The organism is Pseudomonas sp. NBRC 111143 (genome assembly GCF_001320965.1).
Lineage (GTDB): Bacteria > Pseudomonadota > Gammaproteobacteria > Pseudomonadales > Pseudomonadaceae > Aquipseudomonas > Aquipseudomonas machongensis.
Window position 1 is genome coordinate 93402 of sequence record NZ_BCBT01000010.1, and the last position, 15311, is coordinate 108712.

The window sequence follows — 15311 nt, forward strand, 5'->3', positions numbered from 1 at the left end:
GCGGGTGAAGAGTGCCGGTGAATGCGGCAGATTGCCTGCAGCTTTTTGTCGCCCATGAAAAACCCCGGCCTGGGCCGGGGTTCGTCATCACTCGTCGAGGAAGGAGCGCAGATGCTCGCTTCGCGTCGGGTGGCGCAGCTTGCGCAACGCCTTGGCTTCGATCTGACGGATCCGCTCGCGGGTCACGTCGAACTGCTTGCCGACTTCTTCAAGTGTGTGGTCGGTGTTCATGTCGATCCCGAAACGCATGCGCAGCACCTTGGCTTCGCGTGCGGTCAGGCCCGAGAGCACGTCACGGGTGGCTTCCTTGAGGCTTTCGACCGTGGCCACGTCGATCGGGGACTGCATGGTGGAGTCCTCGATGAAGTCGCCCAGATGCGAATCTTCGTCGTCACCGATCGGGGTTTCCATGGAGATCGGCTCCTTGGCGATCTTCAATACCTTGCGGATCTTGTCCTCAGGCATTTCCATGCGCTCACCCAGCTCTTCCGGGGTCGGTTCACGACCCATTTCCTGCAGCATCTGCCGGGAAATACGGTTGAGCTTGTTGATCGTCTCGATCATGTGCACCGGAATCCGGATGGTGCGCGCCTGGTCGGCGATCGAACGGGTGATCGCCTGGCGAATCCACCAGGTGGCGTAGGTCGAGAACTTGTAGCCACGACGGTATTCGAACTTGTCCACCGCCTTCATCAGGCCGATGTTGCCTTCCTGGATCAGGTCGAGGAACTGCAGGCCGCGGTTGGTGTACTTCTTGGCGATGGAGATCACCAGACGCAAGTTTGCCTCGACCATTTCCTTCTTGGCGCGACGGGCTTTCGCCTCGCCGATCGACATGCGACGGTTGATCTCTTTGATTTCTGCGACGGTCAGGCCGGTCTCGGTCTCGAGGTCGATCAGCTTCTGCTGGCAGGCGACGATCGCGGCGTCCTTCTCACCCAGGGCAGCGGCCCACTTGGTGCTGCGCTTGGCGAGGTCACCGCTCCAGGTCTGGTCGGTCTCGTTGCTCGGGAACAGGCGCAGGAAGTCGGCACGCGGCATGCGGGCGTCACGTACGCACAGTTGCATGATCGCACGCTCCTGCTGACGCAGGCGGTCAAGGGCACCGCGCACACGCTCGACGAGTACGTCGAACTGCTTGGGCACCAGCTTGATCGGCATGAACAGATCGGCCAGGGCCTGGAGCGCCGCAACGCTTTCCTTGCCACTGCGACCATGTTTCTTCAGGACCTTGTTGGTGGCCTGGAGCTGGTCGGAGACAGCACCGAAACGCTGACGCGCAACTTCCGGATCGGGGCCGCTTTCGCCCTCTTCCTCGCTGTCGTCGCTGTTTTCGTCACCTTCTTCTTCGTCTTCCGACTCTTCCTTCGCCGCTGCAGTCTTGGCGCCTGGGATCGGTACTTCTTCGGTAGGCGCGGCGATGTTGTCGTCAGGGTCGATGTAACCGCTGAGGACATCCGACAGGCGGCCGCCTTCGGTCGTCACACGGTCGTACTCGCCGAGAATGTGATCGACGGTGCCCGGGAAGTGAGCGATGGCGCCCATGACTTCGCGGATACCTTCCTCGATACGCTTGGCGATTTCGATCTCGCCTTCGCGGGTCAGAAGCTCGACGGTACCCATTTCACGCATGTACATGCGTACCGGGTCGGTCGTGCGGCCGATATCGGTTTCAACGGCCGCCAACGCTGCGGCGGCTTCTTCGGCTGCGGCTTCGTCGGTGTCGGCTTCCGCCAACAACAGGGCATCCGCATCCGGAGCACTCTCGAATACGTTGATCCCCATGTCGTTGATCATGCGGATGATGTCTTCCACCTGTTCCGGATCTGAAATATCCTCAGGCAGGTGGTCGTTGACCTCCGCGTAAGTCAGGTAGCCCTGCTCACGACCGCGGGTGATCAACTCTTTGATACGAGATTGCTGTTGCGCTTTTCCGGACATAACACCCTATCCACTGAAGGTCTTGGCGGGCAAAAAACAAGCCGAGGATTATACCCGAGCATGGACCTCACGCGCCAGATGAGGTCGGGGTTTGTGCGGGAACATTCCTGCTGAGCAGGGCGAGCAACTGGGATTTTTCCTCGGTGCTCAACTCACTTTGACGTGCTTTCCTGAGCAGATGTTCCAAGCTTCGCTCGCGCTGGCGGGCTGACAAGCTAGTTATAGTGTCGAAAAACTGTTGTTCAAGGTTATCGGCATCGATCAGCCATTCCTTCTCCGCCAGCGCCCGCAGCAGACGCCCCTGTTCGGTGCCGTGCCAGCGTGCGATCAGCTGCATGGAGCTTAGCCCAGGATTCTTCTGCACGGCTTCGATCAGGGCCACCAGCAACTGGCTGTAAAGATGTTCTTCGTCGGCGAAATGGCTCGCGTCCTCTACCTTTCCGGCCAGCAGCGGATGGTGCAGCAATGTGCGCAAGGCCGCGAGCGCCGGGGGTTCGACGGGTGCCGGCGTGCGTGGAGGCGCTTCGTCGCGCTGCCAGCCCTTGGCGCCCTTGCGGTTCTTGTCCCAGGGCTTGCCATTGCCATCCCAGGGCTTCTTGCCACCCCCTTTGTTGGGCGTCCAGGGGCGTTGCTCCTGCTGGGCGGGGACGTAGTCGTGGTGCTGTTCGCTGAAGTCCGGCGTGTAGCTGGCCATGGCATCGTAGTCATAGCCTGGATCGTAGTCCGGTACGCTGGGCGCGGGCGTTTTCTGTGCCAACTGCTCCATTTGCTGGACATCAAGACCAGTAATTTCCTTCAAGCGATTGCGCATTAACTGACGCAGATTGGCGCCCGGAATCTTTTCGATCAACGGTGCAGCCAAGGTCGCCATGTGGGCCTTGCCTTCCAACGAGCGTGGGTCGGCTTCGCTGCCCAGTTGCTCGAAGAAATAGTCGGCGAGCGGTTGGGCGTGCTGATGGATGCGGGCCTGGAAGGCGTCGGTGCCTTCGGCGCGGACCAACGTATCCGGATCTTCCCCCTCGGGCAGGAACAGGAAGCGCGCACGTCTGCCATCCTGCAGGTTCGGCAGCGTGGCCTCCAGTGCACGCCAGGCCGCCTTGCGCCCGGCCTGGTCGCCGTCGAAGCAGAACAGTACGTGGGGCACCACGCGGAACAGGCGCTTGAGGTGCTCTTCGCTGGTCGCGGTGCCAAGTGTGGCTACGGCGTTGCGCAGGCCTTGCTGGGCGAGGGCGATCACGTCCATGTAGCCCTCGACCACGATGATTTCGTCGAGGTTGCGGTGGTGCTTGCGTGCCTCGAACAGCCCGTACAGCTCCTGGCCCTTGTGGAATACCGGGGTTTCCGGGGAGTTCAGGTATTTGGGCTTGTCATCGCCCAGCACGCGTCCGCCGAAGGCGATCACCCGGCCACGGCTGTCGCGGATCGGGAACATGACCCGGTCGCGGAAGCGATCGTAGCGCTTGCCGGTCTCGGCGTTCTCGATCAGCAGGCCGGCGTCGATCATCACCTTCTGTTGCAGGGTGTCGGCGCCAAGGTGCTTGAACAGGTTGTCCCAGCCCGGCGGGGCGAAACCCAGGCCGAAATCACGGGCGATTTCGCCGGACAGGCCGCGGCCCTTGAGGTATTCGACCGCTGCCTTGCGTGTCGGATGGTTGCGCAGCGCCTGGCGATAGAACTCGGCAGCTGCTTCGAGCAGCGGGTACAGCGGAGAGTCGGTGGGCTGGCGCGGCTTTTGTCCGCGTCGTCCCTCTTCGCGCGGCACTTCCATGCCTGCGGCGCGGGCCAGTTCCTCGACTGCCTGGGGGAAATCCAGGTTGTCGTGGTCCATGATGAAGCCCAGGGCGTTGCCCCCGGCCCCACAGCCGAAGCAGTAGTAGAACTGCTTGTCGGGGCTGACAGTGAAGGACGGCGTCTTTTCCTTGTGGAACGGGCAGCAGGCCGAATGGTTTTTGCCGGTCTTCTTCAGCTGGATGCGCGAACTCACCACGTCGACAATGTCGGTGCGGTTGAGGAGGTCGTCGATGAAACTCTGGGGAATCAGCCCGGCCATGGCAGTCTCGTTATCTGGCTACTGGCAAGTCTAATCGCTGGAGAGAGCAACAAGGGAGATGCGTGTCGGCCTATCACCTGCCGCATCGGGCATTCTGGTGAGGCGTATGAATTCTGCCCATGGGCGAGTGCCGGGGCGCCCAAGGCACATGGCCGAGGGTGTGAAGCGACAACTGCCATTAGCCCGGCACGAGGCCGGGCTGGGCAGAAGCTTTGCGTAGAACGTCTGTATTAGTACAGACGAACGGCGCGGCGCTGTTCGCGCTGAACTTTCTTGGCGTGACGCTTAACAGCGGCAGCAGCTTTGCGCTTACGCTCAGCGGTCGGCTTCTCGTAAAACTCGCGGCTACGAACTTCAGCCAGTACACCGGCTTTTTCGCAGGAGCGCTTGAAACGACGCAGAGCTACGTCGAAGGGTTCGTTCTCTTTAACTTTGACGGCTGGCATCCAGGGCTACCTTAATTCATTACCGGGGTAGACGTGCTCCTGGCAAAACAAAGGTGTGCTGGAGAACGTCGGTTTTCAAGGGTTGCGGATGTTAACCCTTAGCGGGGAGGAATGCAAAGCCTCTGATCGAAAACCGCTGGTCGGCACTCTGTACGGGGACTAGAATGCGCGGCTTCGAATTCAGCCTCCACAAGGCACGGACCCATGCTAGTACTGGGATTGGAAACATCCTGCGACGAAACCGGCGTCGCATTATACGACAGTGAGCGCGGCCTGCTGGCCGATGCGCTGTTCAGCCAGATCGACCTGCACCGCGTCTACGGCGGCGTCGTGCCCGAGCTCGCCTCGCGCGATCACGTCAAGCGCATGCTGCCGTTGATCCGCGAAGTGCTGGATGAAGCCGGCTGCGTCGCTGCCGACATCGATGCCATCGCCTACACCGCCGGCCCCGGCCTGGTCGGTGCGCTGCTGGTTGGCGCTTCCTGTGCACAGGCGCTGGCGTTCGCCTGGGATATTCCGGCGATCGGCGTTCACCACATGGAGGGCCACCTGCTGGCGCCGATGCTCGAGGAGCAGCCGCCGCAGTTCCCGTTCGTCGCCTTGCTGGTATCCGGTGGTCACACTCAATTGGTGCAGGTCGATGGCATCGGCCAATACGCGCTTCTGGGCGAGAGCCTGGATGACGCGGCGGGCGAGGCCTTCGACAAGACCGCCAAGCTGATTGGTCTGAATTATCCCGGCGGTCCCGAGATCGCGCGTCTGGCCGAACAGGGTACGCCTGGGCGCTTCGTGTTCCCGCGGCCGATGACCGACCGTCCGGGGCTCGAGTTCAGCTTCAGCGGTCTCAAGACCTTCGCCCTGAATACCTGGCAGCAGTGCCGCAATGCGGGTGACGACAGCGAGCAAACCCGTTGCGACCTGTCGCTGGCATTCCAGCAGGCGGTGGTGGAGACTCTGACCATCAAGTGCAAGCGTGCCCTCAAGCAGACCGGTCTCAAGCGCCTGGTCATCGCCGGAGGCGTGAGCGCCAACAAGGCGCTGCGGGCATCGCTCGAGGACATGCTCGCGAGCATCAAGGGCAATGTGTACTACGCACGTCCGAAGTTCTGCACCGACAACGGCGCGATGATCGCCTACGCCGGCTGCCAGCGCCTGTTGGCCGGACAGCAGCAGGATCTGGCGATCAGCGTGCAGGCGCGTTGGCCGATGGAGCAATTGCCGCCGCTGTGAGGCGGCGTTTTCCCCGCGAGTGATTCAGAAATGTCGTTCGCGGCCGGCAAACAGGTCGCGCAGATTGCTGCGGTGTCGCCAGACTATAAGTACTGTCAGCACCGTCATTGGCAGTAGCGCGGCCGGCTCGCGCCAGGCCAGCAGCGGCAGGGTCAGAGGCGTGGCGATCAAGGCCGCCAGCGAGCTGGTACGGGTGAGGTAGAAGGTGAGCAACCAGGCGCCGATCGCCAGCAGCGCGGCGGGAAAGTACAGCCCCATGAGCATGCCCGCCGCAGTGGCTACGCCCTTGCCGCCCTGGAAACGGAAGTACAGCGGAAACAGGTGGCCGATCACCGCGCACAGGCCTATCCAGGCTTGGGCCTGCAGGCTCAGGCCTGCAAGTCCGGCCAGCAGCACTGGCAGCAAACCCTTGCACAGGTCGCCGAGCAGGGTGAGGATGGCCAGCTTGCGGCCTGCCAGGCGCAGCATGTTGGTCGCGCCGGCGTTGCCCGAACCACTGGAGCGAGGGTCGGGGTTGCCACTGAGGCGGCTCAGGACAATGGCGAAGGACAGCGAGCCGAGCAGGTAGGCGAGCAGCGCCAATAACCAAAACATGCTAACTATTCCGGGCGGGGACGCCCTGATTCTAACGGCGCCGGTCGCCCTTGTCGTCTGTGGAGAGAAGTGCTTGGACAGAGTGTTCATCGAGGGACTGGAAGTCGATACCGTCATCGGTGCCTATGACTGGGAGCGGGATATTCGCCAGTGCCTGCGCCTGGACCTGAGTTTCGCCTGGGACAACCGCCCGGCGGCGGCCGGTGACGACCTAAACCTGGCGTTGGACTACGCCAGTGTCTCGGCCCGTATCCAGGCCTTTGCCGAGCAGTCGCGCTTCGAGCTGGTGGAAACCTTCGCCGAGCGTCTCGCGGCGACCTTGATGGAAGAGTTCGGCATCGTGTGGATGCGGTTGAAGCTGACCAAGCCCGGTGCCGTTCCTGCGGCCCGGGGTGGCGTGGGCGTGGAGATCGAGCGCGGATGTCTCTGAGCACGGTTTACCTGGGACTGGGCAGCAATATCGACCGCGAGCGCCACCTGTGCGCCGGGCTTGATGCGCTGGCCGGCATCCTCCAGGACATGCGCTGTTCGGCGGTGTTCGAGAGCCAGGCGGTAGGGATCAAGAGCGGGCCTTTCTTCAACCTGGTGGTGAGCGGGCAGACCGCGCTGCCGCTACTGGAACTGGATCGCCGGCTCAAGTTCATCGAGGCGGAAAACGGCCGCTATGCCCCGGATCGCAAGGGTTTGCCGCTGGATATCGATGTGCTGATGTTCGATGAGCTGCACGGTACTTTCGACGGGCTTGTACTGCCGCGCGCCGAAATCCTGAAAAACGCGTTCGTGCTCTGGCCGTTGTCATTGCTCGCGCCCGAGCTGGTGCATCCTGGAGCAGGTCAATCCATGGCCGAGTTGTGGCAGCAGGCGAATATCCAGCAGGAGCTGACGCCAGTGCCGTTCGAGTGGCGTGGGTTGCAACTGACGCAGCCATTTTAGCCACGACTGCGTTGTCCAGAATCTGAAGGCCGTTTCAATGTCGCGGCCTTTTCTCACCTGGCGGTGGCGGTTTTCCGCTGCGACTTGCGCCGCGATCGCCGGCAAAGCCGGTGCCATCCACCGCAGCTCCTCCACAAGGATCGGGCTCGCTGCGCAAGGTCAGCCTTTGTAGCGTGTCAACGCCTGCAAGCGCTCTGCCTTCAGTGCCTCTCCCAATGCCTGTCCGGTCAAACCCTGTGCAACCAAGGGTTTCACATCGACGTCTCGTGCCGCCGACGCCGCGCCCCGCAGGTAGGCGGCCTGTGGATAACGCTCTGCTTGCCGCGCAAGTGCCCCCATCTCGCACGCGGCGATGAAGTCTTCGAAACGCTGCGGCCTGCGATACACGTCGAACTTCTGCAGAAGCTCCAGCAATGCCGCTGCTTCCAGCTCCATTGCGCGATGCGCCAGAGGCAGGCACTCACCCACCAGCAGTGCCAGTTCCTGGCATTCACGTGGCGCCTTGAAGCGCTGGTTTACGGCTTTCAGTTGTGAGGTGTCCCGAACGCCTTGCAGCAGGCAGGCCCAGCGCACGTGCAGTGGCTGCCGATGCTCTGCCGCCTGTTGCAGCGGGGCGAGTGCCTGCGGGCTGGGGTCGAGCTCCGGCATCAGTTGTTGCAGCGCGCCGCAGTCGCGCAGCACTTCGATGAACACCTGTGGCTGCGCTTCCATCAGCGCACGTTCGATCTCTTTCCAGCTCCGTTCGGCAGTCAGTGCCTGCAGTTCGCCGCTGGTGCTGATCTGGCGCATGAGTTCAAGGGTTTCATCGGCGACGTGAAAGCCCAGCGGCGCATAGCGCGCGGCAAAGCGGGCAACTCGCAGCACTCGCAAAGGATCTTCGGCGAATGCCGGGGAAACATGGCGAAGAATGCGTTTATCCAGATCAACTTTGCCACGGTAGGGGTCGTGCAGATTGCCTTGGTCATCCTCGGCCATCGCATTGATGGTCAGATCGCGGCGTATCAGATCTTCCTCGAGTGTGACTTCGGGGCTGGCGTGAAAGGTGAATCCGCCATAGCCGCGACCGCTCTTGCGCTCGGTGCGCGCCAGGGCGTATTCCTCGCCGGTTTTCGGGTGGATGAAGACGGGGAAATCCGCGCCTACCGGGCGAAAGCCCTGGGCCTGCATTTCTTCGACCGTGGCGCCGACTACCAACCAGTCGATATCGCTGACCGGGCGCCCGAGCAGGCGGTCGCGAACCGCGCCGCCAACTTTATAGATGTGCATGTACAACCTCCGTGACTGCCGACAGCATACCTTGTCGGCAGTCACGAGGTCTCAGAGGTGGTGGATGACGGCGAGGTCCATGCGGCCGTAGTCGCCTGGTTCCCCATGCTCGCCACGGGGCGGCATATGGTGGGTTTTCATCACCTGGTCACCCTGTACGGTCTCCAGGTGTATGTCGAAGCCCCACAGGCGGTGCAGATGCTTGAGCACTTCCTCGGTGGAGTCGCCCAGGGGTTTGCGGTTGTGCTGCTGGTGGCGCAGGGTGAGCGAACGGTCGCCGCGGCGGTCGATGCTCCAGATCTGCACGTTGGGCTCGCGGTTGCCCAGGTTGTACTGCGCCGCCAGTTGTTCGCGGATGACGCGATAACCCGCCTCGTCGTGGATGGCCGGTACCAGCAGGTCGTCGCGTTGGTCGTCGTCGAGGATGCTGAACAGTTTGAGGTCGCGGATCACCTTGGGGGAAAGGTACTGAAGGATGAAGCTCTCGTCCTTGAAGCTGCTCATGGCGAACTTGATGGTCGACAGCCAGTCGCTGCCGGCGATTTCCGGGAACCAGCGGCGATCCTCTTCCGTTGGGTGCTCGCACATCCGGCGGATATCCGTGTACATGGCAAAGCCCAGGGCATAGGGGTTGATGCCACTGTAGTAGGGGCTGTCGAAGCCGGGCTGGAACACCACGCTGGTGTGCGATTGCAGGAACTCCATCATGAAGCCGTCGGTGACCAGGCCTTCGTCGTACAGGTCGTTCATCAGGGTGTAGTGCCAGAAGGTTGCCCAGCCTTCGTTCATCACCTGGGTCTGGCGTTGCGGATAGAAGTACTGCGCGATCTTGCGCACTATCCTTACCACCTCACGCTGCCAGGGTTCGAGCAGCGGCGCGTGTTTTTCGATGAAGTACAGGATGTTTTCCTGGGGTTCGGCAGGGAAGCGCGCGTCGTCCTTGTCGCTGCCCTTGTCGGCGCCCTTCGGGATGGTGCGCCACAGGTCGTTGATCTGCCGCTGCAGGTGTTCCTCGCGCTCCTTCTGGCGCCGGCGCTCTTCCTCGGCGGAGATGGGGTAGGGCCGCTTGTAGCGGTCGACGCCGTAGTTCATCAGGGCATGGCAGGAGTCGATGAGGTCTTCCACCGCATCGATGCCATGGCGTTCCTCGCACTGGGCGATGTACTGCTTGGCGAACACCAGGTAATCGATGATCGAGCTGGCGTCGGTCCAGGTTCGGAACAGGTAGTTGCCCTTGAAGAAGCTGTTGTGCCCGTAGCAGGCGTGGGCGATCACCAGCGCCTGCATGCAGATGGTGTTTTCTTCCATCAGGTAGGCGATGCAGGGGTCGGAGTTGATGACGATCTCGTAGGCCAGGCCCATCTGCCCGCGGCTGTAGGACTTCTCGGTGCTGAGGAATTGTTTGCCGTAGGACCAGTGGTGATAGCCCAGCGGCATGCCCACGGAGGCGTAGGCATCCATCATCTGCTCGGCAGTGATCACCTCGATCTGGTTGGGGTAGGTATCCAGCGCATAGCGCGCTGCCAGGCGGCTGATTTCCCGGTCGTAGGTCTGGATCAGCTCGAAGGTCCATTCCGAGCCGGTGGAAATGGGTTGGCGTCTCTGTGCTCTGGCGGTCATGTGGCTAACCTGCGCTGGAAGAGTTCACGGAAGACCGGGTAGATGTCACCGGCCGAGACCAACTGTTGCTGGGCGAAGGTGTCGGGAAACGCCTCGCCGATACGTTCGTACTCGTACCACAGTGCTTGATGCTCGCGGGGGGTGATCTCGACGTAAGTGTAGTACTGCACGTGCGGCATGATCTGCTTGGTCAGGATATCGCGGCAGATAGGGGAGTCGTCGTTCCAGTTGTCGCCATCCGACGCCTGGGCCGCATAGATGTTCCAGTCGCTGGCCGGATAACGCTCGGCCATGATCTCCTGCATCATTTTCAGGGCGCTGGAGACGATGGTGCCGCCGGTCTCGCGCGAGTAGAAGAACTCTTCTTCATCCACTTCGCGGGCGCTGGTGTGATGGCGGATGAATACCACCTCGATGCGTTCGTAGTTCCGCTTGAGGAACAGGTACAGCAGGATGAAGAAGCGCTTGGCGATATCCTTGGTGGCCTGGGTCATGGAGCCGGAGACGTCCATCAGGCAGAACATCACCGCCTTGGAACTGGGGTTGGGCTGCTTGACCAGCAGGTTGTACTTCAGGTCGAAGGTGTCGAGGAAGGGCAGGCGGTTGATGCGTGCCTTGAGGCGTACGATTTCGGCTTCTACCTCCTGGATGTCGGTGAAGTTATCGGGTTCCTCGACTTTCAGCCGCTCCAGTTCCTTTTGCGCTGCGCGCAGCAGGCCGCGGCTGCTGCCGGTCAGGGCGATGCGCCGGGCATGGGCCGAGCGCAGTGTACGCACGATGTTGATGCGCGACGGATTGCCCTCGTTGGCGATACCAGCGCGTACGGTCTTGAAGGTGTCGGCACCGGTCAGGTGACGCTTGACCAGGTTGGGCAGCTCCAGGTCCTCGAACATGAACTCGAGGAATTCTTCCTGAGTGATCTGGAAGACGAATTCGTCCATGCCCTCGCCGGAATTACCGGCCTTGCCGCGTCCGCCACCGCCACCACCGCCTTGCGGACGGGCGATATGTTCGCCTGCGGTGAATTCCTTGTTGCCCGGATGAACGATGGTCTGCTTGCCGCCACGGCCGTGATGCAGCACCGGTTCGTCGATATCGCGCCCGGGGATGCTGATCTGCTCACCATGCTCCATGTCCATGATGGAGCGGCGGCTGACCGCCTCTTCGACGGCCTTCTTGATGTGCTCACGGTACCGGCGCAGAAAGCGCTGGCGGTTGACCGTGCTCTTGTTCTTGCCGTTCAGGCGTCGGTCGATTACGTAGCTCATGGGGCCTCCGCTAAGAGCAGCTGCAAGCGTCAAGCTGCGAGACACAGCAGCCACCAGCACTGCAAGCCGAGGCGCAGACCTGACGGTCGCGCCGTACAGCTTGCAGCCTGTGGCTGACAGCTTGTCGCTTTATTGCGATTTCCTGACCCGCAGGTACCATTCCGACAGCAGGCGCACCTGTTTGTCGGTGTAGCCACGTTCCACCATCCGCGTGACGAAGTCGTTGTGTTTCTGTTGGTCTTCCTTGCTTGCCTTGGCGTTGAAACTGATGACTGGCAGCAGGTCTTCGGTGTTGGAGAACATTTTCTTCTCGATCACCACCCGCAGCTTCTCGTAGCTCAGCCAGCTTGGGTTCTTGCCGTTGTTGTTGGCGCGGGCACGCAGCACGAAGTTGACGATTTCGTTGCGGAAGTCCTTCGGATTGCTGATGCCGGCCGGTTTCTCGATTTTCTCCAGTTCTTCGTTGAGGGCGATCCGGTTGAGGATTTCGCCGGTTTCCGGGTCGCGGTATTCCTGGTCCTGAATCCAGAAGTCTGCGTACAGCACATAACGGTCGAAGATGTTCTGGCCGTATTCGCTGTAGGACTCCAGGTAGGCGGTCTGGATTTCCTTGCCGATGAACTCGATGTAGCGCGGTGCCAGGTATTCCTTGAGGTAGCGCAGGTAGCGTTCGCGCACCTCGGCCGGGAATTGCTCCTGTTCGATCTGCTGCTCGAGCACGTAAAGCAGGTGCACCGGGTTGGCCGCGACTTCGTGCGGGTCGAAGTTGAACACTTTGGAGAGGATCTTGAAGGCGAAGCGGGTCGACAGGCCGTTCATGCCTTCGTCGACGCCAGCGGCATCACGATACTCCTGGATCGACTTGGCCTTTGGATCGGTATCCTTGAGGTTTTCGCCGTCATATACCCGCATTTTCGAGTAGATGTTCGAGTTTTCCGGCTCTTTCAGGCGTGAGAGCACGGTGAACTGGGCGAGCATCTTGAGGGTGTCGGGCGCGCAATGGGCCTTGGACAGCGAGCTGTTGACCAACAGCTTGTCGTAGATCTTGATTTCGTCGCTGACCCGCAGGCAGTAGGGCACCTTGACGATATAGATCCGGTCGATGAACGCCTCGTTGTTCTTGTTGTTGCGGAAGGTGTGCCACTCAGACTCGTTGGAGTGGGCCAGCAGGATGCCCGAATAGGGAATCGCCCCCAGCCCCTCGGTGCTGTTGTAGTTGCCTTCCTGGGTGGCGGTGAGCAAGGGGTGCAGGACCTTGATCGGTGCCTTGAACATCTCCACGAACTCCATCAGGCCCTGGTTGGCCCGGCACAGGGCGCCCGAGTAGCTGTAGGCGTCGGCGTCGTTCTGCGGGAATTCCTCGAGCTTGCGGATATCCACCTTGCCGACCAGTGCGGAAATGTCCTGGTTGTTCTCGTCGCCGGGTTCGGTCTTGGCGATAGCGATCTGGTTGAGGATCGAAGGGTACAGCTTGACCACGCGGAACTTGCTGATATCGCCGCCATATTCCTGAAGCCGCTTGGTCGCCCAGGGCGACATGATGGTGTTCAGGTAGCGCCGCGAGATGCCGTACTCCTCCTCGAGAATGGCGCCGTCTTCGGTGGCATTGAACAGGCCCAGTGGCGACTCGAATACGGGCGAATCCTTGATGGCGTAGAACGGCACTTTCTCCATCAGCTGCTTGAGTTTCTCGGCCAGGGACGATTTGCCGCCGCCTACCGGGCCCAGCAGATAGAGGATCTGTTTCTTCTCTTCCAGACCTTGGGCGGCGTGGCGGAAGTATGAAACGATCTGGTCGATGCATTCTTCCATGCCGTGGAAGTCGGCAAAGGCCGGATACCGGCGGATCACCTTGTTGGAGAAGATCCGCGACAGTCTGGAGTTGCTCGAGGTGTCGATCAGTTCCGGCTCACCGATGGCCAGCAACAGCCGTTCAGCGGCCGATGCGTAGGCACTGCGATCCTCTTTGCACAGCTCGAGGTACTCCTGCAGCGAGAGTTCTTCCTGGCGCGTTGACTCGAAACGTTGTTGGAAGTGGCTAAAAATGCTCATGACGTCACCTCGCTCGATACGTGGAGACGACGCCGGATCAGTCAGCTGATGCTGGCATGCAAGCGGCTTTCACCGATTGCTGTTTACCCCCCAGAACACCTTGGAACGCTACCGATGACCCGCACGCCGGTGTACCGGCTCTCCCCTTTTTGGATGGCCTGCGCTTAAGGATAGTTGGTAATACGCAAGGTCAAGGGCAAGGGGCCGAGAAGTTGCTTCCGACCGTTCGTCAGGTAAGGCGCAAGCCCGCAGGTGACGCGGGCTTGAGGGGAAATGAAAAAAATTATTCGGCGTCGCTCTGGGCGGTTTCGGCCGGATAGGTAGCGCGCCACAGCTCGAAGCCGCCGTCGACGCTGTAGACCTCAGAGAAGCCCTGGCCCACCAGGTAGGCGGCGGCACTCTGGCTGGAGTTACCGTGATAGCAGACCACCAGCGTCGGCGCGTCGAGGTCGGCGTTGCGGATGAAGTCGGCCACCGAATGGTTATCCAGATGGCGGGCGCCGGTGATATGGCCGGCAGCGAAGGCCTGGGGATCGCGAATGTCGACCACCACCGCACCTTGTGCACGCAAGGCCAGGGCCTGTTCCGGAGGGATGCGCTTGAATTCGCTCATGGGTACGTTTTCCTTCAGGTTCGGTCGTTGATTCTAGTGGGTTCCGGTGCCGTACGTACGGTGCCTTCGTCGGTGCAGTCGCAGCGGTGGTATTGGCCGCTGTCCAGGTTGTACAGGGTCATGGCGCCGCCCCATACGCAACCGGTGTCCAGGGCGATGACGCTCGGCTCTTCGACGTTGCCTTCGAGGGCGGCCCAATGGCCGAAAATGATCTTCACGTGGCGCGAGCGACGGTCCTTGTGGGCGTACCAGGGCTTGTAGCCCTTGGGGGCGCTGTCCAGGCCTTCCTTGCTCTTGAGGTCGAGCTTGCCGTCGGTGGTGCAGAAACGCATGCGGGTGAAATAGTTGGTGATGACCCGCAGGCGCTCGACGCCGCTGAGGTTCTTGCTCCACTTGTTCGGTTCATTGCCATACATGCCGTCGAGGTAGAGCTTGAGGCGGTTGTCGTCGCGCAGCACCTCCTCCACCTCTGCTGCCAGCTCCAGGGCCTTGCCCAGCGTCCACTGGGGCGGGATGCCGGCGTGAGCCATGGCGATACCCCGGGCCTCGTCATAGTGCAGCAGCTTCTGGCGGCGCAGCCAGTCGAGCAACTGATCGGCGTCTGGTGCCTCGATGATCTCGCGCAGGGTGTCACTTTTCTTCAGGCGCTCGATGTTATGCCAGGCTGCGAGCAGGTGCAGGTCATGGTTGCCGAGCACGCAGACCAGCGACTCGCGCATCGCATACAGGTAGCGCAGGGTTTCGAGCGATTCCGGGCCACGGTTGACCAGGTCGCCCACCAGCCACAGGCGATCGACCTTGGGATCGAAGTTGACGCGTTCGAGCAAGCACTTGAGCGGTTGCAGGCAGCCTTGCAGGTCACCGACGGCGTAGGTGGCCATCAGTGCAGAGCTCCAGGCACAGCCAGGCGGAACGGCGCGATCTCGGCGTCGAAGCGGGTACCGTCTTCGGCGAACATCTGATAGCTGCCTTGCATGGTACCGACGCGAGTGCTGATGACTGCGCCACTGCTGTAGGTATAGCTCTGCCCAGGGTCGATGGTCGGTTGTTGGCCAATGACGCCATCGCCGCGCACTTCTTCGACGGCACCGTCACCGTTGGTGATCAGCCAGTGGCGCGCCCTCAGCTTGGCCTTGAGCGTGCCGTTGTTCGACACCGTGATGGTGTAGGCGAAGGCGAAACGGTTGTTCTCGGGGTCGGATTGCTCTTTGAGGAAGCGGGTCACGACGCTGACGTCGATCTGATAGCGGGGGTCGGACATGCAAAGGCCTTGGGCGAACGGGAGCATTAACGCGATT

At 61.4% G+C, this 15311-nt stretch carries 14 protein-coding genes; 3 read left to right on the forward strand and 11 right to left on the reverse strand.

Annotation, left to right across the window (positions count from 1 at the left end; translation table 11 throughout):
• Positions 1-87: 87 nt before the first annotated feature.
• The 3 genes from rpoD to rpsU form a co-directional block, all read right to left on the reverse strand.
• On the reverse strand, positions 88-1941 hold the full coding sequence (rpoD, locus tag APH44_RS08260) for an RNA polymerase sigma factor RpoD (RefSeq protein WP_054892208.1): 1854 nt from the start codon (positions 1939-1941) through the stop codon (positions 88-90).
• A gap of 67 nt (positions 1942-2008) precedes the next feature.
• Complete coding sequence (dnaG, locus tag APH44_RS08265; protein ID WP_054892209.1) at positions 2009-3991, reverse strand: DNA primase; 1983 nt, start codon at positions 3989-3991, stop codon at positions 2009-2011.
• Positions 3992-4221: 230 nt separating this feature from the next.
• Positions 4222-4437: a 30S ribosomal protein S21 gene (gene rpsU / locus APH44_RS08270; protein WP_003255575.1), complete on the reverse strand. Its 216-nt coding sequence runs from the start codon at positions 4435-4437 to the stop codon at positions 4222-4224.
• A 204-nt stretch (positions 4438-4641) separates the two neighbouring features.
• On the opposite strand from rpsU, the gene tsaD reads away from it, so the two are divergent.
• Positions 4642-5667: a tRNA (adenosine(37)-N6)-threonylcarbamoyltransferase complex transferase subunit TsaD gene (gene tsaD / locus APH44_RS08275; RefSeq protein WP_054892210.1), complete on the forward strand. Its 1026-nt coding sequence runs from the start codon at positions 4642-4644 to the stop codon at positions 5665-5667.
• Positions 5668-5691: 24 nt separating this feature from the next.
• Here tsaD and plsY read toward each other — a convergent pair whose 3' ends face one another.
• Positions 5692-6261, reverse strand: coding sequence for a glycerol-3-phosphate 1-O-acyltransferase PlsY (gene plsY / locus APH44_RS08280; RefSeq protein WP_054892211.1), 570 nt, complete (start codon positions 6259-6261; stop codon positions 5692-5694).
• A 73-nt stretch (positions 6262-6334) separates the two neighbouring features.
• Between plsY and folB the strand changes: the two genes are divergently transcribed.
• Together folB and folK are read left to right on the forward strand one after the other, a co-directional pair.
• A complete protein-coding gene (gene folB / locus APH44_RS08285) occupies positions 6335-6691 on the forward strand; it encodes a dihydroneopterin aldolase (protein ID WP_054892212.1) in 357 nt (118 codons plus the stop codon).
• Positions 6682-7194: a 2-amino-4-hydroxy-6-hydroxymethyldihydropteridine diphosphokinase gene (folK, locus tag APH44_RS08290; protein WP_054892213.1), complete on the forward strand. Its 513-nt coding sequence runs from the start codon at positions 6682-6684 to the stop codon at positions 7192-7194. Before folB ends, folK begins: the two co-directional genes overlap by 10 nt.
• A 159-nt stretch (positions 7195-7353) precedes the next feature.
• Here folK and APH44_RS08295 read toward each other — a convergent pair whose 3' ends face one another.
• The 7 genes from APH44_RS08295 to apaG form a co-directional block, all read right to left on the reverse strand.
• Positions 7354-8460: a multifunctional CCA addition/repair protein gene (locus APH44_RS08295; protein ID WP_054892214.1), complete on the reverse strand. Its 1107-nt coding sequence runs from the start codon at positions 8458-8460 to the stop codon at positions 7354-7356.
• A 51-nt stretch (positions 8461-8511) separates the two neighbouring features.
• A complete protein-coding gene (locus APH44_RS08300; RefSeq protein WP_054892215.1) occupies positions 8512-10080 on the reverse strand; it encodes a SpoVR family protein in 1569 nt (522 codons plus the stop codon).
• Positions 10077-11348: a YeaH/YhbH family protein gene (locus tag APH44_RS08305; protein WP_054892216.1), complete on the reverse strand. Its 1272-nt coding sequence runs from the start codon at positions 11346-11348 to the stop codon at positions 10077-10079. Before APH44_RS08305 ends, APH44_RS08300 begins: the two co-directional genes overlap by 4 nt.
• A gap of 129 nt (positions 11349-11477) precedes the next feature.
• Complete coding sequence (locus APH44_RS08310; protein ID WP_054892217.1) at positions 11478-13400, reverse strand: PrkA family serine protein kinase; 1923 nt, start codon at positions 13398-13400, stop codon at positions 11478-11480.
• A gap of 283 nt (positions 13401-13683) precedes the next feature.
• Positions 13684-14013, reverse strand: coding sequence for a thiosulfate sulfurtransferase GlpE (gene glpE / locus APH44_RS08315; protein WP_054892218.1), 330 nt, complete (start codon positions 14011-14013; stop codon positions 13684-13686).
• A 14-nt stretch (positions 14014-14027) separates the two neighbouring features.
• Complete coding sequence (locus APH44_RS08320) at positions 14028-14894, reverse strand: symmetrical bis(5'-nucleosyl)-tetraphosphatase (RefSeq protein ID WP_054892219.1); 867 nt, start codon at positions 14892-14894, stop codon at positions 14028-14030.
• On the reverse strand, positions 14894-15274 hold the full coding sequence (gene apaG / locus APH44_RS08325; RefSeq protein WP_054892220.1) for a Co2+/Mg2+ efflux protein ApaG: 381 nt from the start codon (positions 15272-15274) through the stop codon (positions 14894-14896). The genes APH44_RS08320 and apaG overlap by 1 nt, the downstream gene beginning before the upstream one ends.
• Positions 15275-15311: the final 37 nt, after the last annotated feature.